This window comes from Massilia cellulosiltytica, assembly GCF_047325105.1.
Taxonomy (GTDB): domain Bacteria; phylum Pseudomonadota; class Gammaproteobacteria; order Burkholderiales; family Burkholderiaceae_D; genus Telluria; species Telluria orientalis.
On the sequence record NZ_CP168562.1, the window covers coordinates 4,943,916 to 4,968,266 of the forward strand.

The window sequence follows — 24,351 nt, forward strand, 5'->3', positions numbered from 1 at the left end:
GCCCGACATTCATTCCAGTCCCGCCAACGATTCCCGATGTCCGCAGTCAGCCACTTCCAGGGCCGCGAACGAGACGACGCCGACTACAAGGTGCGCGTGCTGCTCGTCGACGACCAGATCATCATGATCGAAGCCGTCCGCCGCATGCTTGCGCGCCACGACGACATCGAATTCCAGTTCGTCACCGACGCGCGCGCGGCGCATGCGGCCGCGCTGCGGCACCGGCCGACCGTGATCCTGCAGGACCTCGTCATGCAGGGCGCCGACGGCTTCCAGCTGATCCGGGCGTATCAGGAGGACGAGGCGCTGCGCGACATTCCCGTGATCGTGCTGTCCACGCGCGACGAAGCGAAGCTGAAGGCGCACGCGTTTGCCATCGGCGCGCACGACTACCTCGTCAAGCTGCCCGACGAGCTGGAACTGGTGGCCCGCATCCGCCACCATTCCGCCGGCTACATCAGCGGCCTGCAGCGCGACGCCGCCTACCGGTCCCTGAGCGCGAGCCAGGAGAAGCTGGCACGCGTCAACGAGGAATTGCGCCGCCTGGCCGCGCTGGACGGCCTCACGGGCATCGCCAACCGCCGCCGTTTCGACGAGGCCGTCCACGTCGAATGGCAGCGCGGACGGCGCCAGCAATCGCCGCTGGCGCTGCTGCTGTGCGACGTCGATCATTTCAAGCTGTACAACGACCACCTGGGCCATCCGGCCGGCGACCTGTGCCTCAAGAAGGTGGCCGCCGTGCTGACCGGCCAGTTGAAGCGCCCGGCCGACCTGGCGGCGCGCTACGGCGGCGAGGAATTCGCGCTGCTGCTGCCGGACACCGACCTCGCCGGCGCCCTGCGCGTGGGCGAAGCGTGCCGCGCGGGACTCCAACAGCTGGCCCTGCCGCATCCGGGGGCGCCGTGCGGGTATGTCACGATGTCGATGGGTGTGGCCTGCATCGTGCCGGGCGAGGACGACGGCCCGGACGACTTCATCGCGCGGGCCGATGCCGCGCTGTACGACGCCAAGCGCAGCGGCCGCAACCGGGTGTCCGCGGCCGGGTGAGCCTTACACCAGCACGGGTTCCGGCTCGAGTCGCACGCCGAAGCGCGCCTCGACGTCGGCCTGGATGGCGCGTGCCAGCGCCATGAGCTCGCCCCCCGTCGCGCCGCCATTGTTGACCAGCACCAGCGCCTGCTTCGGATAGACGCCCGCGCGTCCCAGGTTTTTCCCCTTCCAGCCGCAACGGTCGATCAGCCAGCCCGCGGCCAGCTTTTCGCTGCCGTCCGGCTGGGCATGGTGCACGAGATCCGGCCACGTGGCCAGCAGACGCGCGCAGTGCTCGCGCGGCACGACCGGATTCTTGAAGAAGCTGCCCGCGTTGCCGATCTCGGCCGGATCGGGCAGCTTGCGGCGCCGGATCGCGATGACGGCGTCCGCCACCGCGCGCGCGGTCGGCGCGGCGATGTCCTGCACCGCCTGCGCCAGTTCCGCATAGCGCAGGTTCGGCGTCCACGCGCGCGGCAGTGCGAACGTCACGTCCAGCACGACGAGCGTGCTGCCTTCCGCATGCTTGAACACGCTGTCGCGGTAGCCGAAGCGGCAGGCGGCCGCGTCCATGGTGCGGATCGAACCGTCCGCGAAGTCGAACACGGTCAACGAGTGAAAACTGTCCTTGACCTCGGCCCCGTACGCGCCGATGTTCTGGATCGGCGACGCGCCGACCGTGCCCGGGATCAACGCCATGTTCTCCAGGCCGCCCAGGCCCTGCGCCAGCGTCCATTCCACGAACGCATGCCAGTTCTCGCCGGCCTGCGCGCGCACGAGGATGGCGTCGGCCGTCGCGCCGACGATCTCCCTGCCTTCCAGCCCCATGTGCAGCACGAGGGCATCGACCTCGTCGCGCGCGATCAGGAGGTTGCTGCCGCCGCCGAGCACGAGGCGCGGCAGCGCGGCCAATTGCGCATCGGCGGCGACGGCCTGCAGCTGGGCCGGGTCGGTCACGCGCAGGTAGCGCCGGGCGCGCGCGGGGATGCGGAACGTGTTGAAAGGGGCGAGGGAAACGTCGGTGGACAGGGGCAGATCGGCTGGCATGGCTGGGGCGGGTAGTGTTTGGCGCATTATAGTGGTTACAATATCGCCATTCACTCTCAATTTGTGCAAGGAAAGAACACAATGCCATCGTTTGATGTGGTCTGCGAAGCAGACATGGTCGAAGTCAAGAACGCCGTCGAGCAATCCAACAAGGAAATCGGCACCCGCTTCGACTTCAAGGGCAGCTCGGCCAAGGTCGAGCAGAAGGAACGCGAGATCACCGTGTTCGGCGATTCCGACTTCCAGCTCGGCCAGGTGCGCGACGTGCTGTTGAACAAGATGACCAAGCGTAAGGTCGACGTGCGCTTCCTCGACGAAGGCAAGGTCGAGAAGATCGGCGGCGACAAGGTCAAGCAGGTGCTCAAGGTACGCAACGGCATCGAGACCGAAGACGCGAAAAAGATCACCAAGCTCATCAAGGAAAGCAAGATGAAGGTGCAAGCCTCGATCCAGGGCGAAACCGTGCGCGTCACCGGCAAGGATCGCGATACGCTGCAGGAAGCGATCGCGCTGCTGCGCAAGGACGTGAAGGATCTGCCGCTGGAATTCAACAACTTCCGCGACTGAACGTTTCCTGCCCGCTCCGCACGACCGTGCGGCAAATGGAGCTCTCGACCCGTCCCCGCGTGGGGTAAAATGCGGGGCGTGCGAACACGCCGGTCAGCGGCGTTACCTATAACAACGAGTTGAATAGCAATGAAACGTGTTGATGATTTCCGCCTGCGTTTGGGCAACAAGGAATATGTGCCCATCATGATCGGCGGAATGGGCGTGGATATCTCTACGTCGGAGCTGGCCCTGGAAGCGGCCCGTCTGGGCGGTATCGGCCACATTTCCGATGCGATGGTGCCGGACGTGTCGGACCGCAAGTTCGACACCAGCTTCGTCAAGGAAAAGACCAAGCTGTACAAGTTCAACATCAACAACATGGACAAGTCCGTCGTCCAGTTCGACCTCGACCGCCTGGCCGAGGCGACGCGCCTGCACGTGGGCGCGACCATGGCGGCGAAGAAAGGCGATGGCCTGATCTTCGTGAACTGCATGGAAAAGCTGACGATGAACGCGCCGAAGGAAACCCTGCGCACCCGCCTGTCGGCGGCGCTGGACGCGGGCATCGACGGCATCACGATGTCGGCCGGCCTGCACCTGGGCTCGTTCGAACTCATCAAGGACCATCCGCGCTTCCGCGACGCCAAGCTGGGCATCATCGTCTCGTCCGTCCGCGCGCTCCAGCTCTTCCTGCGCAAGGTGTCGCGCCTGAACCGCCTGCCCGACTACGTGATCGTGGAAGGCCCGCTGGCCGGCGGCCACCTGGGCTTCGGCATGGAAGACTGGAAGGACTATGACCTGCACACGATCATGGACGAGATCCATGCGTACCTGGCCGCCGAAAAACTCGACATCCCGCTGATCGCCGCCGGCGGCATCTTCACGGGCAGCGACGCCGTGTCGTTCCTGGAAAAGGGCGCGGGCGGCGTGCAGGTGGCGACCCGCTTCACCGTGACCCACGAATGCGGCCTGCCGGATTCCGTCAAGCAGGAATACTTCCGCGCCAGCGAAGAAGACATCATCGTCAACGGCGTCTCGCCGACGGGCTATCCGATGCGCATGCTGAAGCAGACGCCGGCGATCGGCTCGGGCATCCGTCCCGGCTGCGAATCGTACGGCTACCTGCTGGACGCGACGGGCAACTGCGCCTACATCAATTCGTACAACCGCGAGGTGCAGGCGAATCCGGGCCAGAAGAATATCCAGGTGTTCGACAAGACCTGTTTGTGCACCCATATGCGCAACTTCAATTGCTGGACCTGCGGCTCGACGACGTACCGCCTGAAGGACACGACGCACAAGCTGTCGGACGGCACCTACCAGATCCTGTCCGCCGAACACGTGTTCAAGGATTACCAGTTCAGCGTGGACAACCAGGTCGCGCTGCCGCCGCGCCAGGAAGCGGCCGCCTGACGGCTACCAGACCGATGGAAAGGCGTGCTGCGGCACGCCTTTTCTTTTGGCGGAACGGAAGCGCGGCCACGCGGTCCAACGGGTTCCATCGACACCGGGAGCCGGCATGCACGAATCCGAACCGCCCAGCCGGTGCGTCTTTCTCACCGACGAGACCGGGACCATCCAGGCCTGGAACGACGGCTGCGCCGCCGTGTTCGGAGTCGGCGCCGGGCAGGTTCTCGGCCACCCCATCACCACGCTGTTCACGCCACCGGGACGCGATGCCTGGAGCGCCGGCTGGCGCGCCCTCACCGGCCATCCCGAAGGGGCCGAAGTCCACGTCGAACTCATGTGCGCGCGCGGGCGCGTGCTCGACAGCACGTTGACCCTGGCGCCGCTGGTCGATGCCGAGGGCCGCGCACACGACTGCGCCGTCGCCGTCGCCACCGGCTGCGCGCGGGGCGGCACGGAAGCCGAGCGGGTCGCGCGCACGCCGCTGTCCGCCATCGTCGATACCTTCCCCGGCACCTTTTACGTGCTCAATCGCGACGGCCGCTTCGTCCTCTGGAACCGGAACCTCGAAAAGGTCACGGGGATGACGCCGGATGAACTGGGCGCGACGCGCGCCCTCGACCTCATCGAACTGCCGCAGCGCGCGCCGCTGGCGAACGGCATCCGCGACGTGTTCGACGAAAACGGCGAACTGAAGCTGGAGATCGACTTCGTGTCGCGCAGCGGCCGCGAGACGCCCGTGCTGCTGAACGGGACGAAGATCCGCTGCAACGGCGGCGAATACCTGTTCGGCACGGGCATCGACGTGGCCGAGCGGCGCGCGCACGAACAACAGCTGCGCCTGCGCGAACGCGCGCTGCACGCGGCCAGCAACGGCATCCTGATCACCCGGCTGGACCACGGCCAGAGCGCCATCGAATACGTGAACCCGGCCTTCGAGCGCATCACCGGTTATTCCGCGGACGAGGTCATCGGCACGGATCCGCGCTTCATGGCCGCGCCCGGCATGGACCTGGCGGAGCGGGCCCAGCTGCGCGACGCGATCGCCGCGCGCATGGGCGCCAAGGTCGTGCTGCGCAACCTGCGCAAGAACGGCGAACTGTTCTGGAACGACCTCTCCATCACGCCCGTGCAGGACGAGCACGGCGACGTCACGCACTACATCGGGGTGCTCACCGACGTCACCGCCACCATGCTGCGCACCGCGCACCTGGAGCACGAGGTCAACCACGACCCGCTGACGGGCCTCGCCAACCGCAACCTGCTGTGGGACCGGCTGGAGCAGGCGCTGCATCTCGCGCAGCGCCACAAGTCGCTCGTGGCGACCGTACTGATCGACCTCGACAACTTCAAGACCATCAACGATACGTTCGGCCACGAAGCGGGCGACGTCGTGCTGAAGGTCGTCGCGCGCCGCCTGCAGGCGTCCGTGCGCGACAGCGACACGGTGGCGCGCATGTCCGGCGACGAGTTCGTGCTGATCCTCGCCAACCAGCCGTCGCTGCGCTTCACCCTGCGCATGGTCGAGCGGCTGCGCCAGAGCTTTGCGATTCCCGTCGCCTTCAACAACCGCGAGATCCCCGTCGGCGCGAGCGTGGGCGTGTCGCTGTACCCGCACGACGGCGCCACGGCGGCGGAGCTCGTGCGCGCGGCCGACCTCGCGATGTACCACGGCAAGGGCAGCGGCCGCAACGACGTCCACTTCTTTTCGGCCGACATGAAGTCGACCACGGAAGCCAGGCACCGCATCGAACTGGCGCTGCGCGACGCGCTCGACCACGACGAACTGTTCCTGCTGTACCAGCCCCGCGTGGCGGTCGCGACCCAGCGCGTCGCGGGCTTCGAGGCGCTGCTGCGCTGGCGCCACCCGGACCAGGGCGTGCTTTCCCCTGCCCGCTTCCTTGCCGAGGCCGAGGAAACCGGCGTGATCGTCCCCATCGGCCAGCGCGTGCTCGACCAGGCCTGCGCCTTCGCGGCCCGGCTGCGTGCGGCCGGGTACGTGGACGTGCCCGTGACCGTCAACGTCTCGCACCGCGAATACAGCCAGCCGGGGTTTCTCGCCGGCCTGTCCGACCGCCTGACGCGCCACCGTTTGCCGCCGCGCAGCCTGCAGCTCGACCTGCGCATCGATGCGCTGATCCGCAATCCGGCACTGGGCCAGGAACTGGCGGAACAACTCCATACGATGGGGGTCGACCTGTCCGTCGACGGCTTCGGCGCGGGCCTGTGCGATCTCGGCTTCCTGCAGCAGCTGGCGGCCACCCACGTCAAGCTGGCGCACTCGACGGTCCAGACGCTGGACGACGGCGGCCGGGCCGTGGCCAAGAGCCTGATCGACATCGGGCACAACCTGAACATGGAAGTGGTGGCCGAGGCCGTGGAAACGCGGCCCCAGCTGGATTTCCTCACCTCGCATGGCTGTGACCACATCCAGGGCATCTGGGTCAGCGAGCCCCTCGCGGCGGAGGCGGCGCAGCGCATGCTGGAGGAACAACAACCGGCGTGATCAACCCTCGCTCGTGATCCGCTTGACGAGTGCGCCGAGCACGTCTTCCGCCATGTCGTTCGACACCTGGCACGTCCCCGCATTCTCGTGCCCGCCGCCGCCGTATTCGAGCATCAGCGCGCCGATATTCGTCTTCGACGTGCGGTTGAGAATCGATTTGCCCGTCGCGAACACCGTGTTCTGGTTCTTCAGGCCCCACAGCACGTGGATCGAAATATTCGCTTCGGGGAACAGCGCGTAGATGATGAACCGGTTGCCCGCATAGATCACGGGTTCCTCGCGCAGGTCGAGCACGACGAGGTTGCCGTGGACTTGCGCGCAGCGCCGGATCTGCTCCTTGCACAGCTCGCTGTGCTCGAAGTACAGCCGGGTACGCTCCTGCACGTCCGGCAACTGCATGATCTGGGCGATCGTGTGATTGCGGCAGGAGTCGATCAAGTCCATCATCAGCTGGTAGTTCGAGATGCGGAAGTCGTGGAAGCGGCCCAGCCCCGTGCGCGCATCCATCAGGAAGTTCAGCAGGTTCCAGCCCTGCGGATCGAGCACTTCCTCGCGCGTGAAGCGCGCGGCGTCGGCCTTGTCGACGGCATCCATCATGTCGCGCCAGCCGGCCGGGAACGCGCGCGTGGCCCCGTAGTGGTCGTAGACGACACGGGCGGCCGAGGGCGCCTTCGGGTCGATGACGTGGTTGTCGCGCCGGCCCGTGTTGCGGATCGTTTCCGACAAGTGATGGTCGAATGCAAGGTGCGCGCCGGCAACGTACGGCAAATTCGTCGTGATGTCGCGCGCACTGATCGCGATCTTGCCATCCTGCATGTCCTTCGGGTGGACGAACAGGATCTCGTCGATCAGGTCCAGGTGCTTGAGGAGGACGGCGCAGACGAGGCCGTCGAAATCGCTGCGGGTAACGAGGCGGTAACGCTTGGGAACGGCAGACATCGGCAAACCCCTTTCATGTCGAGAATGAAGCATGGGCTGGCGCAGCCAGGACGTCGTTCATCATACCCCGCAATATTGCTAATTAACAGTTTTTCTATACGTCATCACGGCGTCATCAACCTGTGCATTCCAGGGCTCGAATCGTGCAGGCTGTCGCAAAGGGATGGCCGGCGTGCATGCCAGCGGTTACACTCGCCGCACCTTTTGAAAAAGATAAGTTTCATGCAAACACGGCGTTCTACCCAGCAAACTTTCTCGAATACCCTGTCGGCGCTGTACCGGGCCTTCGACGCGGTCGCGACGTGGGTGACGCAGCTGTCGTGGTGGAAATTCTTCCTGTTCGCGGCGCTGATGCTGGTCGCCGGCAAGATTCTGCAGGATGAATTGTTCTCCAGCAGCGAGGAAGAGATCACGCGCACGGAACACAGCGCACGCCGGCCCGAACCGACCGTCACGATCGACGACAGCGGCATCCACATCAATCCGGGCAAGAACAGCCGGCGCGGCACGATCACGATCAATCCGGAAATCGAGGCGGCCAAGGCGGAAGCGGCGGCCAAGGCCGCGGAAGCGGCGCACGCGGCGGCCGAGGGCAAGGCCGACGAGGCGCAGACGAAGGCCGATGCCGCGGAACAGGCGGCCGACGAGGTGCAACACGCGGCCGACGCCGCCGAGCCCGCCCCGCCCGCCCCGCCGGCACCGCCCGCGCCGCCCAAGGCGCCGGTCACCAAGACCCTGCGCGGCGCCAACGGCGAAGAGGTCCACATCGACCTGCCGCCGCAAATCGGCGAAGAATTGTCCAACGCCATCGAAGCGGCCGTCGACGACGCGGCCGAAGCGAAGGCGCGCAGCTATCACAAGCAGGCGTCGACGTGGTTCACCAGCTTTGTCTGGCTGCTGATCCTCGCCCTGTTCGGCACCAAGGCCCTCGTCGGCGGCAAGAAGCGCGCGGAGGCCGAAATGCAGTCGGCCACGGCCGCCGCCGAGCGCGAGTCGATGCAGCGCCAGCTGTCCGAAGCGAAGATGCAGGCCATGCAGGCCCAGGTCGAGCCGCACTTCCTGTTCAATACGCTCGCTTCTGTCGAGCACTTGATCGAGACCAATCCGCCGCGCGCATCCGCCATGCAGCGGACACTCATCCAGTACCTGCGCGCCGTGCTGCCGCAGATGCGCGACAACAACCTCGTCACGAACCTGGGCCGCGAAGTCGACATGGTCAAGTCCTACCTCGACCTGCTCAAGATGCGCATGGAAGAACGCCTGACGGTCGAACTGAGCGTGCCGGACGGCCTGCGCAGCGCGGCGTTTCCCCCGATGATGCTGCAATCGATGGTCGAGAACGCGATCAAGCACGGCCTCGAATGCAAGCCCGAGGGCGGGCATCTGGCCGTCAGGGCCGAAGTGGTCGACAGCAAGCTGCGCGTGACGGTCGCGGACGACGGCGCCGGATTCGGCGTCATGCCCAGCAAGGGCACCGGGCTGGGCCTGTCGAACATCCGTGAGCGCCTCACATTGCTGCACGGCGAGGCCGGCCAGCTGCACATCGCCGCCAACAGTCCGAGCGGGGTGATCGCCACCATCGAGGTCCCTTACCAGCTTGCACCGAAGTAAGCATTTCGGGTATTGCTAGTAACGACAATTCGTTGAATAATCGACACTCCTTTCACTGCCTGCCCCCGACCATGCCTACCGCTATCATTGCCGACGACGAAAGACTGATGCGCGACCTGCTGCGCACCCGATTGTCCCAGGTGTGGCCGGACCTCGAGATCATCGGCGAAGCAAAGAACGGCGACGAGGCCGTGCAGCTCGTCGACGACCTGAAGCCCGACCTGACCTTTCTCGACATCCGCATGCCGGGCAAGACGGGCATGGAAGCGGCGCGCGACATCGGCGACGCCAGCCAGGTCGTGTTCGTCACCGCGTACGACCAGTACGCCGTGGAAGCGTTCGAGCGGGGCGCCATCGACTACGTGCTGAAACCGCCCGAGCCCGAGCGCCTCAAGATCACCGTCGAGCGCCTGAAGGAACGCCTGGCGACGCCCGCCCAGGCGGCCACCGCGTCCGTCAACGTCAGCGACACGGTGACCGCGATGCTGTCCCAGCTCGCCGAAAAGATCGCGGCGCCGAAGCCGAAATACCTGCAATGGATCCAGGCCAGTATCGGCCAGGACCTGCGCATGATCCCGGTCGAGGAAATCCTGTTTTTCCGTTCCGACGAAAAATATACCTGTGTTCAGACCGAGAAATTCGAGGCACTGATCCGCAAGCCCGTGCGCGACCTGTCCGAGGAGCTCGATCCGGCGCTGTTCTGGCAGATCCACCGCGCCACGCTCGTGAACGTCAACGCCATCGAAGGCGTGACGCGCGACATCCGTGGCCGCCACTTGGTGCTGATCAAGGGTCGCTCGGAAAAACTGGAAGTCAGCCGCAGCTTCCTGCACCTCTTCAAGCAGATGTAAGTCAAGCCGGCAGTTTGCACGGCGGGTAAGGTAGATGCCGGACCCGCACAGCGGGTTGTTTTCTATCAAGCAAGTTGAATGAAACGCCCGCGCCGCCCCCGCGCTTCCGGCAGGACCGCAGCCTGGCTTCTCGCCGGGTTTGCGGCCGGCTATTGGCTGGGCCGGCGCTTCCGACAGGAGCCCGACACCGTGCCGGCCAGCCGCCAGATCGTCAACCACGTCAGCGAAGCCATCATTTCCGCCGACCAATCGAACACCATCGTCATGGCCAATCCGGCCGCGGCAGCCCTGTTCGGCACGAGCGTCGAGCAGATGGTGGGGAGTCCGCTGGGACGCTACATCGAGCCGCCGAACGCGGACGTCGACGAACCCGCGGACTATTTCCGCCCCGGCAGCGGCCGTGCGGGCCGCCGCGCCACCGACTACACGGTCATGGGCCTGCGCGGCGATGGCGAACGCTTCCCCATCGAGGGTTCCATTTCACGCACCAACGGCAACGCGCCGTTCTACACGGTCGTCATGCGCGACGTCAGCGACCGCAGCCGCGTGCAGGAAAAACTCACGCGCTCGCACGACCAGCTGCGCCAGCTGTCCGCCGCGCTGCAGACCATTCGCGAGGAAGAGCGCACCCACATCGCACGCGAACTGCACGACGACCTCGGCCAGCTGCTCGCATCGCTGCGCATGGACCTCACCCTGCTGCAACACGCCGACGGCACGCCCAGCGAAAGCCTGCGGCTGATGCGCGGCATGGAAGACAATCTGCTGACCGCGATCACGTCGCTGCGCCGCATCGCCACCAACCTGCGTCCGCGCGCGCTCGACGAAGGCGGCCTGTATTTCGCGCTGCAGGGCCTGCGCGACGATTTCATCGAACGCTACGCCATCCCCACCACCCTGCTGGCCGACGAGGCCGAACTGCGCCTGGACGACACGGCCAGCACGGCCATCTTCCGCATCGTGCAGGAAGCGCTGACGAACATCGCCCGCCATGCGCAAGCCACCCGCGTCATGATGAATCTGTTCCGGCTGAACAGCGACCTGCTCATCACGATCCGCGACGATGGCCGCGGAATCCGTCCGGAAGACATGGAAAAGGCGGAATCCCTGGGCCTGATCGGCATGCGCGAACGGGTCTGGGCGATGAAGGGCGAGATCTCGATCGGCACTGACGAGCCGCAAGGTACCCGCATCGACATCGTGCTGCCGCTGCACGATCACCTCGTGTAATCCTGTTGTCACACATTGATGACAACGCGAATGTGGCAATTTCACAACATTTCGCTGTGTCATCAAATCGACATATCGCTTCGATAAGATGCCTGCCAATCAAGCAATAGACCACATTGTTTGAATCGTCCGACATCTTATTGGAGAATCCTGAATGCAAGTCAAACGCCTGGCCGCAGCCGTGGTCGCCCTCACCCCCGTGTTCGCCGCCGCCCAGACCAACGTGACCCTGTACGGTGTCGTCGACGCCGCCATCGAGTCCGGCGACGCCGGCAATCCGGATGGCCGCCACACCAACGTCCAGTCGGGCAACCAGTCGGGCAGCCGCTTCGGCTTCCGCGGTTCGGAAGACCTGGGCAACGGCCTGAAGGCCATCTTCAACCTGGAAGCGGGCGTCGCGGTCGACACCGGCGCGCAGGATTCCTCCGGCCTGTTCCAGCGCCGCGCCGTCGTCGGCCTGGAAGGCGCCTTCGGTACCCTGACGCTGGGCCGCGAATACTCGCCGATCGCCGTCGTGGCCGGCGCCTCCGACGAATTCGGCCAGGGCTTCTACGGCACCAACCTGTCGGCCTTCGGTTCGGGCAAGGTGACCCGCCGCCTGGCCAACTCGGTCAATTACAAGAGCGCCTCGTTCAACGGCTTCGACCTGTTGGCCACGTATTCCGCCGGCGAAAAGACCACGGGTCCGTCGGGCGACCTGAAAGGCATCGGCGCCGAATACAAGATGGGCGGCCTGTACCTGGGCGCCGCCTACCACACGCTGAAGCGCGTCTCGTCGGGCAACGACAAGGAATACGGTGCGGGCGCCGCCTACACGTTCGCCGACGTCGGCGGCCTGGAGATCAAGGCCAACTACCTGTCGGCCGATCCGGACGGCGCGAACAACAAGTTCAAGCAGTACAACCTGGGCGCCGGCTACCCGTTCGGCCCGAGCAAGGTCTACGTGAACCTGCAGCAGAACAAACTGGAAAACGGCGCCAAGGGCAATGCCTGGGCACTGGCCTACAGCTACTCGCTGTCGAAGCGCACGAACCTGTACGCGTCGTACGCCAACATGAACAACAACGGCCTGGCCACCTTCGGCCTGAACTCGGGTTCGAACAACCTGACCCCGGCCGCGACGTCGCTGGGTGGCGATCCGTCGGTGTTCACCGTCGGCATGCGCCACTCGTTCTAAGCGCTGTGCGTGGGCACAAAGTGCCCACCTTTCTTATTTCAGGCGGCAGGTGAGCATCCAGTAATAGGTCAAGCGCTCGATCCGGATCTCCCTCACCTCGCCGCCCAGCCGCTTGCGCAGCGCGCTGTCGGCCGGATAATTCTTCGGCAACTCGAACCGCTCGCCATCCGGCGCCGCGACGATTTCATAGGTATTGCCTTGCGCATCGGTGCGCGCGATGGTCGTGCTGCTGCCCTCGACGTAGGCGTCGTCCAGCAGGATCAGAGCAACGTCGCGGCCGAGCCGTGCGCGCAGCTGGGCCAGCAGCGCGTCCTGCTCGTCGCGCTTCAGGTGCGACCACCAGAAGCCGATGAACACGCAGGAGAACGTGCCAAGGTCCTCGGGCAGGTCGAGCCCGTCCACCTTGCGGAACGCGACCTTACCCTCCGGAAAACGGCGGGTTGCGGCGCGGGCGATCATCTCGTCGAGGATATCGGTCGCCAGCACCTTGTCGGCGTTGGCGGCGATCACTTCCGTCCAGTAGCCGGTGCCGCAAGCCAGTTCCAGCACGGTCTGCCCGCGCACCAGTTGCGCGATGCGGTCGCGTACCTGCGATAAGTCGTTGGCGCGTTCCGCCCGCGACAGCGCGGCGTCGGCCGCCTGCGTGCTGCTCGCGTAGTAACGCGCGACGGGGTCATTCTGTCGATTCATGGTATTAAAGCTCGTAATTGTCACTGGTGCCGCGCATGGCGGACTCGACCATCTTGCGGTTGAGCGTGGGGGCCAGCAGCTCGATGAACGTATAAATATAGCTGCGCAGATAGGCGCCCTGTTTGACGGCCACGCGCGACACGTTCATGCCGAACAAATGCCCGACGGGAATCGCGCGCAGGTTGCGGTCGCGTTCCTGGTCGAAGGCCATGCCGGCGATGATGCCGATGCCCATGCCCAGCTCCACGTACGTCTTGATGACGTCGGCGTCGATCGCTTCCAGCAGGACGTCCGGCTTGAGGTTGCGCAGTTCGAACGCATGGTCGATCTTGCTGCGGCCCGCGAACGCGGCGTCGTACGTGATCAGCGGGTAGCCTGCGATCTCTTCCAGCGAGATCGCCTTCGATTTCGTCAGCGGGTGCTCGTGCGGCACGACGAGGACGTGTTCCCATTGATAACACGGCAATGTGATCAGGCCGTCGACCGCCGCGATCGATTCCGTCGCGATGGCGAGGTCGGCCTGGTCGTTCTTGACCATGTCGGCGATCTGGCGCGGATTACCTTGCAATAAAGACAACCTGACTTTCGGGAAACGCTGCATGAACGCCTGCACGACCTTCGGCAGCATGTAGCGCGCCTGCGTGTGCGTGGTGGCGATGGTGAAGCTGCCGCTGTCCTGGGCGGCGTATTCCTTGCCGATGCGCTTGAGGCTGTCGATCTCCTGCATGATCAGCTCGACCGATTGCAGGACGAGGCGGCCCGGTTCCGTCAGGCCGCGGATGCGCTTGCCGTGGCGGGTGAAGATGTCGACCCCGAGCTCCTCTTCCAGCTCGATGATGGCTTTCGACACCCCGGGTTGGGACGTGAACAACGCCTTGGCGGCATCGGTCAGGTTGTAGTTCTGGCGGACCGCTTCGCGCACGAAACGTAGTTGGTGTAGGTTCATTGCCCTTATCTTGTCAATCTGATGCCGCATTTTACAAGGATGCTTATACCGCAGGCTCATATAAGCAAATAAATTCTCCGTCGTTTGGAATATAGCTGGATTTTATTAATATTCGGGATAGTTTGGGTCAGGATTGGCCCGCCCCCTTAGGAATCTTGCCCATGTACCGTTACGACCAATACGACCATCTCATCGTACGTGAACGCATCGCCCAGTACCGCGACCAGGTACGGCGCCGTCTCGCCGACGAGCTGACCGAAGAAGAATTCCTGCCGCTGCGCTTGCAGAACGGCCTGTACATGCAGCGTCATGCCTACATGCTGCGTATCGCCGTGCCGTACGGCCTGCTGTCGACGGCGCAGATGCGCATGTTCGCCCACATCGCCCGCAAGTACGACCGCGGCTATGGCCACTTCACGACGCGCCAGAACATCCAGTTCAACTGGATCGAGCTGGAACAGACCCCGGACATCCTGACCGACCTGGCTTCGGTCGAAATGCACGCGATCCAGACGTCGGGCAATTGCATCCGTAATACGACGACGGACGAATTCGCCGGTGTCGCCGCCGACGAGATCGTCGATCCGCGCCCGTATGCCGAGATCATCCGCCAGTGGAGCACGTTCCACCCGGAATTCATCGCCCTGCCCCGCAAGTTCAAGATCGCGATCAATGGCGCCGTGGAAGACCGCGCCGCGATCGCCGTCCACGACATCGGCCTCACCGCCGTACGCAACGAGGCGGGTGAAGTCGGCTTCAAGTTCATGGCTGGCGGCGGCCTGGGCCGTACGCCGATCATCGGCAGCGTGATCAACGAGTTCGTGCCCTGGCAGCACCTGCTGACGTACACGGAAGCGATCATGCGCGTGTACAACCAGTTCGGCCGCCGCGACAACAAGTACAAGGCCCGCATCAAGATCCTGGTGAAAGCCGTGGGCGCCGAGGAATTCACGCGCATGGTCGAGGCGGAATTCGCCGACCTCAAGGATGGTCCGGAAACGCTGACCCGCGAGGAAGTCGAACGCGTGGCACAATGGTTCAATCCGAAGCCCTACCTGCCCCTGCCCAGCATCGATCCCCGTGCGGAGCATGCCGACAACAAGGCGTTCGCCAACTGGCTGCAGCGCAACGTCAAGCCGCACAAGGTGCCGGGCTATGCGTCCGTCGTGCTGTCGCTGAAGAAAACCGGCGTGCCGCCGGGCGACGCGACCGCCGAGCAGATGGATTTCGTGGCCGACCTGGCCGACAAGTACAGCTTCGGCGAACTGCGCGTGACGCACGAGCAGAACCTGGTGCTGGCCGACGTCGAGCAGTCGAAACTGTTCGAGATCTGGCAGCAGGCGAAGGCGCGCGGCCTCGCGACGCCGAACATCGGCCTGCTGACCGACATGATCTCGTGCCCGGGCGGCGACTACTGCTCGCTGGCGAACGCGAAGTCGATCCCGATCGCGGCCGCCATCGCCGAGCGTTTCGACAACCTGGACTTCCAGCACGACATCGGCGACATCGAACTGAACATCTCGGGCTGCATCAACGCCTGCGGCCACCACCACGTGGGCCATATCGGCGTGCTGGGCGTGGACAAGGACGGTTCCGAGTGGTACCAGGTGTCGATCGGCGGCGCCCAGGGCAACGAGTCGGCCATCGGCAAGATCATCGGCCCGTCATTCTCTGCACCGCAGATGCCGGAAGTCATCGGCCGCCTGCTCGAGGTCTATGTGAAGAACCGCGTCGACGGCGAACGCTTCGTCGACGTGGCGCAGCGCCTCGGTGTCGCGCCGTTCAAGGAACATGTGTATGCCACGCCGATCCCGGCCGGCGCATTGGTTGGGGAAGACGAATATGCCTAATTTCGAATTGCACTCGCACAAGCAGATCATCAAGCACCGCGAGGTGGTGGATGACGACTGGAGCGTCCTGAAACTCGTCGAAGACGGCACCCCGGAAACGGTTGAAGTCCCGGCCGGCAAGATCATCGTCCCGTTGAAAGTCTGGCTGGCACAGCGCGAGCAGCTGCTGGGCCGCGCGGAGCGTCGTGAACTGGGCATCTGGTTCGCGTCGGACGAGCTGGCAAACGCGGTCAAGGACGACCTCGACCAGTTCGCCGTCGTCGCCGTCGACTTCCCGAAATTCACCGATGGCCGCGGCTATTCGATCGCCTACAACCTGCGCAAGCGCCTGGGCTACCAGGGCGAACTGCGCGCCATCGGCGACGTGCTGCGCGATCAGCTGTTCCAGATGTACCGCTGCGGCTTCAACGCCTATGCGACGCGCCAGGACCGCAACATCCATGACGCACTGAAAGGCCTGACGGTATTCTCGGAAACCTACCAGGCGGCGGTCGACACGCCGCTGCCGCTGTTCCGCCGCCACGAGCGCGGCGCACTGCCCGAGCACAGCGACGTCGGCGCCGGCATCTGACGAGAAAACAAGGAAACCCATGAGCGACCTGAACGCGCGGGTGAATGAAACCCGCGGCATCCTGGAGCGCATTGCGCGCGATTTTTCGCCCGCCGTGTTCGCTTCCAGCCTGGCGGCCGAGGACATGGTCCTCACCGACCTGATCTTGAAGGCCGGCCTGCCGATCACCATCTTCTCGCTGGAGACCGGCCGCCTGCACAAGGAAACCCTGGCCATGATCGACAAGGTCAAGGCCCATTACGGCTACGACATCGTCGTGATGCGTCCGAAGCAGGAACTGGTCGACGAGTACGTCAGCAAAAACGGCCTGAACGCGTTCTACGACAGCGTCGAGATGCGCAAGGGCTGCTGCTACGTGCGCAAGGTCGAGCCGCTGGGCCGCGCCCTCGCCGGCAACAAGGCATGGATCACCGGCCAGCGCCGTTCGCAATCGACGACGCGCCTGGATCTGCCCGTGCAGGAAGACGATACGGCGCACGGCCTGGCCAAGTTCAATCCGCTGGCCGACTGGAGCGAAGAGGACGTGTGGGAATACATCCGCGCCAATAACGTGCCGTACAACGACCTGCACGACCGCGGCTACCCGTCGATCGGCTGCGAACCCTGCACCCGCGCGATCCAGCCGGGCGAGGATGTGCGCGCCGGCCGCTGGTGGTGGGAAAACGCCGACTCCAAGGAATGCGGTCTGCACCTCGTGGACGGCAAGCTCATTCGAATCAAATCCGTAGCCCCGGCCTAATTAATGGCCATTGAAGACATCGACAGGCTCAGCAAAATGACGACTTTTAGTGACACCCCGCTCGCGCTCAGCGACGTGAATGCGCGCCACCTGGACGCGCTCGAATCCGAAGCCATCCACATCCTGCGCGAAGTCGCGGCGGAATGCTCGAACCCCGCGCTGCTGTTCTCGGGCGGCAAGGACTCCGTCGTGCTGCTGCGCCTGGCCGAGAAAGCGTTCCGTCCGGGTAAATTCCCGTTCCCGCTCGTCCACATCGACACGGGCCACAACTTCGACGAAGTGATCCAGTTCCGCGATGCACGCGTGGCCGAACTGGGCGAGCGCCTGATCGTCGGTTCCGTCGAGGATTCGATCAAGAAAGGTACCGTCCGCCTGCGCAACCCGCAGACGGATTCGCGCAACGCGGCGCAAGCCGTCACGCTGCTGGAAACGATCGCCGAATACGGCTTCGACGCCTGCATCGGCGGCGCCCGCCGCGACGAAGAAAAAGCGCGCGCGAAAGAGCGCATCTTCTCGTTCCGCGACGAATTCGGCCAGTGGGATCCGAAGGCCCAGCGTCCGGAACTGTGGGACCTGTATAACACCCGCGTGCACCCGGGCGAGAACATGCGCGTGTTCCCGATCTCGAACTGGACCGAGCTCGACGTCTGGCAATACATCGCCCGCGAAAAGCTGGCCCTGCCGCCGATCTATTTCGCGCACGAGCGCCAGGTGATCCCGCGTAACGGCCTGCTGGTGCCGTTGACGCCGCTGACCCCGGCCCGCGACGGCGAGGAAGTCGAGACCCGCGTCGTCCGTTTCCGCACCGTGGGCGACATCTCGTGCACGTGCCCTGTCGCATCGGATGCGGCTACCGTCGACGCCATCATCGCCGAGACGGCGATCACCCAGATCACCGAGCGCGGCGCGACCCGCATGGACGACCAGACGTCGGAAGCCTCGATGGAAAAGCGCAAGAAACAAGGATATTTCTGATGAACGCCCTGAACGAACAACTGAATCACGATAACGACCAGAGCGGCCAGGCCGGTCTGCTGCGCTTCATCACCGCCGGCTCCGTCGACGACGGCAAGAGCACGCTGATCGGCCGCCTGCTGTTCGACAGCAAGGGCATCTTCGCCGACCAGCTGGCCGCCGTGTCGCGCTCCAAGCACAAGCGCACCGTGGGCGACACGATCGACCTGTCGCTGCTGACGGACGGCCTGGAAGCCGAGCGCGAGCAAGGCATCACGATCGACGTCGCGTACCGCTATTTCGCGACGCCGAAGCGCAAGTTCATCATCGCCGACACGCCGGGCCACGAGCAGTACACCCGCAACATGGTGACGGGCGCGTCGACCGCGGACGCCGTCATCATCCTCGTCGACGTCTCCAAAGTGAAGCTCGGCGACGACGGTTCGGTGGAACTGCTGGTGCAGACGAAGCGCCATTCGACCATCGCCAAGCTGCTGCAGATCGAGCACGTGATCGTCGCCGTCAACAAGATGGACCTCGTGAACTACGACCGCACCGTGTACGACCGCATCGTTGCCGAATACACGACGTTCGCGGACACGCTGGGCCTGAAGGACATCACGGCGATCCCGCTGTCGGCGCTGGCCGGCGACAACGTCGTCGAGCGCGGCGACAACATGACCTGGTACGAAGGCCCGACGCTGATCGAACTGCTGGAAGGCCTGTCGGTCTACGACGAGACCCACGCCGCCCCGTTCCGCTTCCCGGTGCAGCTGGTCGCGCGCCACAACGGCCACGAAGCCAACGACTTCCGCGGCTACATGGGACGCATCGAGTCGGGCAAGGTCGCCGTGGGCGACAAGCTCGTCGTGCAGCCGTCCGGCCACAGCGCCACCGTGAAGGAAATCGTGACGTTCGACGGCCCGCTGCAGCAGGCGGTCGCCGGCCAGTCGGTCACCATCACCCTGAACGAGCACGTGGACATCTCGCGCGGCGACGTGCTGGCCCCGGCCGAGCAACCGGCCACCCTGCTGAAGCAGGTGAAGGCGGATGTGTGCTGGATGTCGGACGAGCCCCTGGACGTGCGCCGCAAGTACTGGATCAAGCACGGCACGCGCCAGACGATGGCCAAGGTGAAGGCGATCGATTCCGTCCTGGACGTCAACACGCAGACGCGTCGCGCCGTCGACAACCCGGCCGAAGGCCTGAAGCTGAACGACATCGCGCAGATCGAACTGACCGTGCAGCAGCCGCTGGCCGCCGACGCCTACGATGCGATCCGCGCAACGGGTGCCTTCATCCTGATCGATGAAGTTACCCATCAGACGGTCGCAGCAGGTATGATCCGTATTGACGCGTAACGAACGAACGAAAGGGATCGCATGGCTGTACTGGGGAAGGTTTATTTGATTGGAGCCGGACCCGGCGCTGCAGATCTCATCACCGTTCGCGGAGCGCGCCTGCTCGGGGAGGCGGAGGTCGTGTTGTACGACGCCCTCGTCACCCCGGAAATGCTGGCACTGTGCGGGCAGGCCGAGTTGATCCCGGTCGGCAAGCGCTCCGGCCAGCGCTCGACGGCGCAAACCGTCATCAATGAAAAACTCGTCGATGCCGCACAACGCTACCAGCGCGTCGTGCGCCTGAAAGGCGGCGATCCGATGCTGTTCGGGCGCGCCGACGAGGAACTCCGCGCCCTCGAGGAAGCGGGCATCGAAGTCGAAGTCGTCCCCGGCATCACGACGGCCGTCGCCGCCGCCGCCGCGACGCTGCAGCCGCTGACCAAGCGCGGCGTGGCGCGCAGCGTCGCCTTCTTCACGTCCAGCACGGCCCCGGACCAGCCAGATCACCCTGCCCTGCCCGAAACCGACACCCTTGTCCAGTACATGGGCGGTCGCGAAGCCGCCGCCACGGCGGAACGCCTGCTGGCCGAAGGCCGCCGGCCGGACCTGCCGGTCGTCGTCGTGGAAAACTGCAGCCGCGCGGACCAGCGCGTGCGCCGCCTGACGCTGGCCGACCTGGCGCATGGGCTCGACGTGGCGCACGGTCCCGTGCTCGTCATGATCGGCGAGGCGATGGGGCACCGGCCGCACCAGTCACTAGACCCGTCAGCATAAGCACGTCATTCCCGCGCACGCGGGAATCCACGCTGAGCTTCCGAAGTCGGTCTACGTGCCGCGCTGAAATGCTTCCGAGCTGACGAATTCTGCGATTCAGCATGGGTTCCCGCCTCCGCGGGAACGACGCTTTGGTGGCTTATTCCGCCCGCGCTTCCAGCTCGGCCTCGAGCCGCTGCGCGGCCGCATGCGTATCCACCGCGATGCGGTTCAGGCGCGCCAGCGCCGCCGCCAGCCGCGTCCCGCACTCTCCCCCGCATTCGCGCACATGCCACAGCGCGAGATCGCAGCGCATGCGCGCCAGTTCCGCGCGCAGGCCGGCCAGCATGCGCCGCAACGCGCCATCCGCATCGGACGCGGGACCGCCTGGTGCTCCGGCGGCCGTCAGATGGTCCTGCATGCGGGCGATGCGCGCGTGCATGCGCTGCAGGCGGCCCGCGAGGCGGTCGAGGCGGCGGGCGCAGCGCAGCTCCACCCACGCGCGCGGCATCGGCGGCAACTGAGGCAGGACCGCGCGCAGGCGGGCGAACAGGGTGGCGAGCTTGCTGGACATCGCAGCAGTCTCGGCCCTCCCTTCGCCGGCGGCCATGATGCGCGACAAACTTCGTGCGACTCAACCCCAGTGCAGGTAGTCGATGCCGTTCTGGATGCTGCCGATGACCTGCACCTGGTTTTCCGTGCTCTCGCTGAACCCGACGAGGACATCGGCGCGCGACGTGGAATGCAGCGCATCCGTCCAGAACGCGTAGCCGGCGGCGTCCGGCGGGCGGTGCAGCACGTTCTGGTACAGGGCCTCAACGAATTGCGCGTCGCTCACGTTGGTGCCGTACAGCTTGCCAAACTCGGCGCTGCCGATGAAGCCGGCGGCGGCCTGCGCCAGCGACGTGCCCTTGTCCAGCGCATCGATCCAGAAGCCGAGGCCGGTCTTGTCCGGCGTACGGCCCAGCGCGGCCTGGTACAGGCGGTAAGCTTCGCCCGCATTGCCGTTCACGTCCAGCGCCACCATGCCGTCGCTGAACTGGAGGCGCTCGACGCCCGTCAGCGTCGCGTGGTTGCCGACGGCATCCTTCACGGACACGACACCGTTGTCCGCGACGATGGTCGCACCGGCGCGCGCGGTCGTGTACGCGAGCGTGTCGACGCCGGCGGTCCCCGTCACCTTGCTGTCGCCCGCCACGGCAGCAAGCACATGGGCATTGCCGCTGAACGCGACGTTGGCCATCTTCAGCGCGCCCGAGCCCGACAGGGTGCCGCCGGCCGGCGCCACGTAATCGATGCCGTTCCGGATGCTGTTGGCGACCTGGGCCTTGTTCTCGGCGCTCTCGCTGAAGCCGGTGAGGACGTCGGCGCGCGACGTCGAATGCAGGGCATCCGTCCAGAACGCGTAGCCGGCGGCGTCCGGTGCGCGGTGCAGCACGTTCTGGTACAGGGCATCCACGAATTGCGCGTCGCTCACGTTGCTGCCGTACAGCTTGGCGAACTCGGCGCTGCCGATGAAGCCGGACGCGGCCTGCGCCAGCGGCGTGCCCTTGTCCAGCGCATCGATCCAGAAGCCGAGGCCGGTCTTGTCCGGCGTGCGCGCAAACGCGGCCTGGTACAGGCGGTACGCCGCACCCGCGTTGCCGTTCACGTCCAGCGCCACCACGCCGTCGCTGAACTGGATGCGCTCGACGCCCACCAGCGTCGCGTGGTTGCCGACGGCGTCCGTCACGGACACGGCGCCGTCGGCGGCGACGACGGTCGCCCCGGCGCGCGCGGTCGTGTACACGAGCGTGTCGACGCCGGACGTCCCCGTCACCTTGCTCTCGCCCGCCACGGCCGCCAGCACGTGCGTGCCGTCGGTCATGGCGACGCTCGCCACTTTCGACAGCGCGGCCGACGTGCCGGTGGCCGGGGGACTCGTCACAGGTGCCGGCGCGGGCGCGGGCGCGGGTGCGGGTGCGGGTGCGGGTGCGGGTGCGGGTGCGGGTGCGGGTGCGGGTGCGGGTGCGGGTGCGGGTGCCGGTGCCGGCACGTCCTGGACGCTGGCCGTGGGCACGCCCGCCAGCACGCGCATCTCGACACTGGCCGTGCCGGACGCCCCCGTATCGATCCACGCGCCGGCGAAGCCGCCGCCGGCCAGCGCCGTCACGTCCGGGCTGGCCTGGTCGCCGCTGCGCAGCTGGCTGATGCCGAATTCCTGGCTGTCGATGGCGTTGCCGTCCCCGTCGAACCGGCGGCCGAAAATACCGTTGCCGTCGCCGTCCGCGCCCTGCCACGCGACGAGGAAGGAACCGTCGGACAGCGCCGTGACGGCGGCATCATCATGCCTGCCGCCCGATGCCACGTTGGCCTGCGCGACGGCGCCCACGGCATGGCCGGCGGCGTCGAAGCGCTGGAAGAAGATGTCGCTGTTCGCGAAGCCCCACGGGTCGTTGACATAGCTGTCCCACGCGACGACGAAGCCGCCGCCCGCGAGCGCCGCCACGTGCGGCAGCGGCGCGGCCGTCGTCGTGCTGGCCGCGTAGCCGTCGCCGCTCGCGACGAACACGGACGCCGGTGCGCGGCTCAACGCGGCGTAGACGTTGCCGTCGTTGATCTCGCCCCACGACACGACGTACCCGCCATCCGCGAGCGCGGCCAGCGCGGGGCTGTAGGCCGAGCCGAGGGCGTCGTACACCTGCTGCGCGCCGGCGGGGGTGCCGTCCGCGGCGGCCTGCTGCACGTGCACGGCCGCGCCGCTGCGCCAGCCGACGGCGAATGAGCCGTCGGCGAGCGTCGCCACGGCCGGCATGGCGGCGTCGCCGGACATCCCGGCGTCGAGCACGTGCTCGACGCCCGCGCTGCCGCCGGCGTCCACGACGCGGTAGGCGATCTGGTTCGCGCCGCCGTCGTTCAGCGTGTACGCGACGACGAAGCGGCCGCCGGCCAGCGCGGCGACGGCCGGCTGGCCTTCGACACCGGCATCGCCATTCGGCGTGAGCGCGAATGCGGCGCCCAGCGGATTGCCGGCCGCGTCGCGCAGCTGCGCCCACAGGCCCGCGCCCTGGCCCTGCCAGACGGCGGCGACGCCGCCGCCCGACAGGGTGGCCAGCGCCGGGGCGGACGTCCATGCGTCCAGCGCGGCGCCGGCTTTCGATTCGTTGGCGAAGCCGGGCAGGCCGTCCGTCGCGCCGTCTTCCACCGCATAGGTGAGGACCTGCGTGACGCCCGTGTTCGGGAGCGGATTGCCGTTGCCGTCGACCTGGTAGCGGTCGTAGTAGTGCACGGTCACCGCGGCCGACAGGCCGCCGGCCGGCAGCTGGCTCGCGTCGGCGACCACCAGCCGGGCAGCCGTGTCGACGGCGGGGTTGTAGCTGATGCCGAACAGGCCCGGTTGCGACTGGCTCTCGATCACCCAGCGGCCGCCCGTCAGGTCGCCCGTGTCGATCCCGGCCACGACGTCGACGACGTCGCCCGCGTGCGCGGTGGTGAACACGATGCCGTCGCCGCCGACGATGCCCACGGGCTGGCTGTCCGGGAACACGGTGTCCTCGGCCGTGACGACGCTGCCGTCCGCCAGCTTGTAGTGGATGCCGAACGTGTCCGGCGTCGCCCCGTCGCCGGCCAGGCGGTCCTGGAACCGCCACAGCGTGCCGGCCGTCGCGACGTACGCGCCCTGGCCGTCGACCGGCATCGTGTAGGCGAGCCACGTCCGGCCGTTGTCCTGGCTGTACTGCATGTCGCCGCGGGCGAATGCCTGGCCCAGGCTGCCGGCCGCGTCGAAGGCGACGGCGGTGACGGCGGACGTCGAGGCGCCGGCCGGCAGCGTGGCGCCGGCATAGCTCCAGGCCGAGCTGGCCTGGCCCGGACGGACATAGTGGGAGGTCGTGGGAGTGGTCATGGCGTGGGTATCGATGGCGGGCGGCGGGAGCGTGGCTACCCCATCCGCATATAATTCCCTATGGAAAACTTAAATTCAATGAGGAAATTGCCTTTCGAGAGTAAAGACGCCCGTAAACCAACGGAACGTTTCTACTGCTGCAACCGAATTGGCAGGGATGGATGCAACGACGACAACGGAGATATCGAACCTGCCAGCTTGCCGAATCGGCCATGCCCGCGAGCAGTTATAATCTTTGGAGCAACAGTCTGGCATTCCCGCGTACCTGCTTCCCAGCGC

20 protein-coding genes are annotated in these 24,351 nt (G+C 66.0%); 14 read left to right on the plus strand and 6 right to left on the minus strand.

The window, feature by feature from the left end; genetic code table 11:
• Window positions 1–36 precede the first annotated feature (36 nt).
• Complete coding sequence (locus ACEN9H_RS21565) at window positions 37–1,047, plus strand: diguanylate cyclase domain-containing protein (RefSeq protein WP_413672019.1); 1,011 nt, start codon at window positions 37–39, stop codon at window positions 1,045–1,047.
• Between the two features lie 3 nt (window positions 1,048–1,050).
• Here ACEN9H_RS21565 and murB read toward each other — a convergent pair whose 3' ends face one another.
• On the minus strand, window positions 1,051–2,076 hold the full coding sequence (gene murB, locus ACEN9H_RS21570) for a UDP-N-acetylmuramate dehydrogenase (RefSeq protein ID WP_413672020.1): 1,026 nt from the start codon (window positions 2,074–2,076) through the stop codon (window positions 1,051–1,053).
• A gap of 81 nt (window positions 2,077–2,157) precedes the next feature.
• Between murB and ACEN9H_RS21575 the strand changes: the two genes are divergently transcribed.
• The 3 genes from ACEN9H_RS21575 (at window position 2,158) to ACEN9H_RS21585 (ending at window position 6,538) form a co-directional block, all read left to right on the plus strand.
• Complete coding sequence (locus ACEN9H_RS21575) at window positions 2,158–2,643, plus strand: YajQ family cyclic di-GMP-binding protein (protein ID WP_056127174.1); 486 nt, start codon at window positions 2,158–2,160, stop codon at window positions 2,641–2,643.
• 129 nt (window positions 2,644–2,772) lie between these two features.
• Complete coding sequence (locus ACEN9H_RS21580) at window positions 2,773–4,038, plus strand: nitronate monooxygenase (RefSeq protein ID WP_371762841.1); 1,266 nt, start codon at window positions 2,773–2,775, stop codon at window positions 4,036–4,038.
• A 106-nt stretch (window positions 4,039–4,144) separates the two neighbouring features.
• Window positions 4,145–6,538: an EAL domain-containing protein gene (locus ACEN9H_RS21585; RefSeq protein WP_413672021.1), complete on the plus strand. Its 2,394-nt coding sequence runs from the start codon at window positions 4,145–4,147 to the stop codon at window positions 6,536–6,538.
• Here ACEN9H_RS21585 and ACEN9H_RS21590 read toward each other — a convergent pair whose 3' ends face one another.
• On the minus strand, window positions 6,539–7,477 hold the full coding sequence (locus ACEN9H_RS21590; RefSeq protein WP_160408404.1) for an exopolyphosphatase: 939 nt from the start codon (window positions 7,475–7,477) through the stop codon (window positions 6,539–6,541).
• A 222-nt stretch (window positions 7,478–7,699) separates the two neighbouring features.
• On the opposite strand from ACEN9H_RS21590, the gene ACEN9H_RS21595 reads away from it, so the two are divergent.
• From ACEN9H_RS21595 to ACEN9H_RS21610, 4 genes are all read left to right on the plus strand, one after another.
• The gene (locus tag ACEN9H_RS21595; RefSeq protein ID WP_413672022.1) at window positions 7,700–9,088 is read left to right on the plus strand and encodes a sensor histidine kinase; all 1,389 of its coding nucleotides are present in this window, start codon (window positions 7,700–7,702) and stop codon (window positions 9,086–9,088) included.
• Between the two features lie 71 nt (window positions 9,089–9,159).
• Entirely contained in the window at window positions 9,160–9,939 is a 780-nt protein-coding gene (locus ACEN9H_RS21600; protein WP_160408400.1) for a LytR/AlgR family response regulator transcription factor, read from the plus strand.
• A gap of 78 nt (window positions 9,940–10,017) precedes the next feature.
• Window positions 10,018–11,169 carry a PAS domain-containing sensor histidine kinase gene (locus ACEN9H_RS21605; RefSeq protein ID WP_413672023.1) on the plus strand — a complete coding sequence of 384 codons (1,152 nt, stop codon included), beginning with the start codon at window positions 10,018–10,020 and terminating at the stop codon, window positions 11,167–11,169.
• A 154-nt stretch (window positions 11,170–11,323) separates the two neighbouring features.
• On the plus strand, window positions 11,324–12,346 hold the full coding sequence (locus ACEN9H_RS21610) for a porin (RefSeq protein ID WP_413672024.1): 1,023 nt from the start codon (window positions 11,324–11,326) through the stop codon (window positions 12,344–12,346).
• Between the two features lie 33 nt (window positions 12,347–12,379).
• On the opposite strand, the gene ACEN9H_RS21615 is transcribed toward ACEN9H_RS21610, so the two are convergent.
• Window positions 12,380–13,036, minus strand: coding sequence for a class I SAM-dependent methyltransferase (locus ACEN9H_RS21615; RefSeq protein ID WP_413672025.1), 657 nt, complete (start codon window positions 13,034–13,036; stop codon window positions 12,380–12,382).
• A 4-nt stretch (window positions 13,037–13,040) separates the two neighbouring features.
• On the minus strand, window positions 13,041–13,982 hold the full coding sequence (locus ACEN9H_RS21620) for a CysB family HTH-type transcriptional regulator (protein ID WP_056127158.1): 942 nt from the start codon (window positions 13,980–13,982) through the stop codon (window positions 13,041–13,043).
• Between the two features lie 161 nt (window positions 13,983–14,143).
• Between ACEN9H_RS21620 and ACEN9H_RS21625 the strand changes: the two genes are divergently transcribed.
• Genes ACEN9H_RS21625 through cobA form a run of 6 tightly spaced genes read left to right on the plus strand, consistent with a single transcriptional unit; the run spans window position 14,144 to window position 20,210 of the window.
• Window positions 14,144–15,832: a nitrite/sulfite reductase gene (locus ACEN9H_RS21625; RefSeq protein ID WP_413672026.1), complete on the plus strand. Its 1,689-nt coding sequence runs from the start codon at window positions 14,144–14,146 to the stop codon at window positions 15,830–15,832.
• Window positions 15,825–16,403 (plus strand): DUF934 domain-containing protein, encoded by a 579-nt coding sequence (locus ACEN9H_RS21630; protein WP_413672027.1) that lies wholly within the window; start codon window positions 15,825–15,827, stop codon window positions 16,401–16,403. Before ACEN9H_RS21625 ends, ACEN9H_RS21630 begins: the two co-directional genes overlap by 8 nt.
• Window positions 16,404–16,422: 19 nt before the next feature.
• The gene (locus ACEN9H_RS21635; RefSeq protein WP_413672028.1) at window positions 16,423–17,142 is read left to right on the plus strand and encodes a phosphoadenylyl-sulfate reductase; all 720 of its coding nucleotides are present in this window, start codon (window positions 16,423–16,425) and stop codon (window positions 17,140–17,142) included.
• A 36-nt stretch (window positions 17,143–17,178) separates the two neighbouring features.
• Complete coding sequence (gene cysD / locus ACEN9H_RS21640; RefSeq protein ID WP_056128354.1) at window positions 17,179–18,117, plus strand: sulfate adenylyltransferase subunit CysD; 939 nt, start codon at window positions 17,179–17,181, stop codon at window positions 18,115–18,117.
• Entirely contained in the window at window positions 18,117–19,457 is a 1,341-nt protein-coding gene (locus ACEN9H_RS21645) for a sulfate adenylyltransferase subunit 1 (protein WP_413672029.1), read from the plus strand. Before cysD ends, ACEN9H_RS21645 begins: the two co-directional genes overlap by 1 nt.
• A 21-nt stretch (window positions 19,458–19,478) precedes the next feature.
• On the plus strand, window positions 19,479–20,210 hold the full coding sequence (cobA, locus tag ACEN9H_RS21650) for a uroporphyrinogen-III C-methyltransferase (RefSeq protein ID WP_413672030.1): 732 nt from the start codon (window positions 19,479–19,481) through the stop codon (window positions 20,208–20,210).
• A gap of 139 nt (window positions 20,211–20,349) precedes the next feature.
• Here cobA and ACEN9H_RS21655 read toward each other — a convergent pair whose 3' ends face one another.
• Window positions 20,350–20,763, minus strand: coding sequence for a hypothetical protein (locus ACEN9H_RS21655; protein WP_413672031.1), 414 nt, complete (start codon window positions 20,761–20,763; stop codon window positions 20,350–20,352).
• A 60-nt stretch (window positions 20,764–20,823) separates the two neighbouring features.
• Window positions 20,824–24,072 (minus strand): DUF4214 domain-containing protein, encoded by a 3,249-nt coding sequence (locus ACEN9H_RS21660; protein WP_413672032.1) that lies wholly within the window; start codon window positions 24,070–24,072, stop codon window positions 20,824–20,826.
• Between the last annotated feature and the right edge of the window lie 279 nt (window positions 24,073–24,351).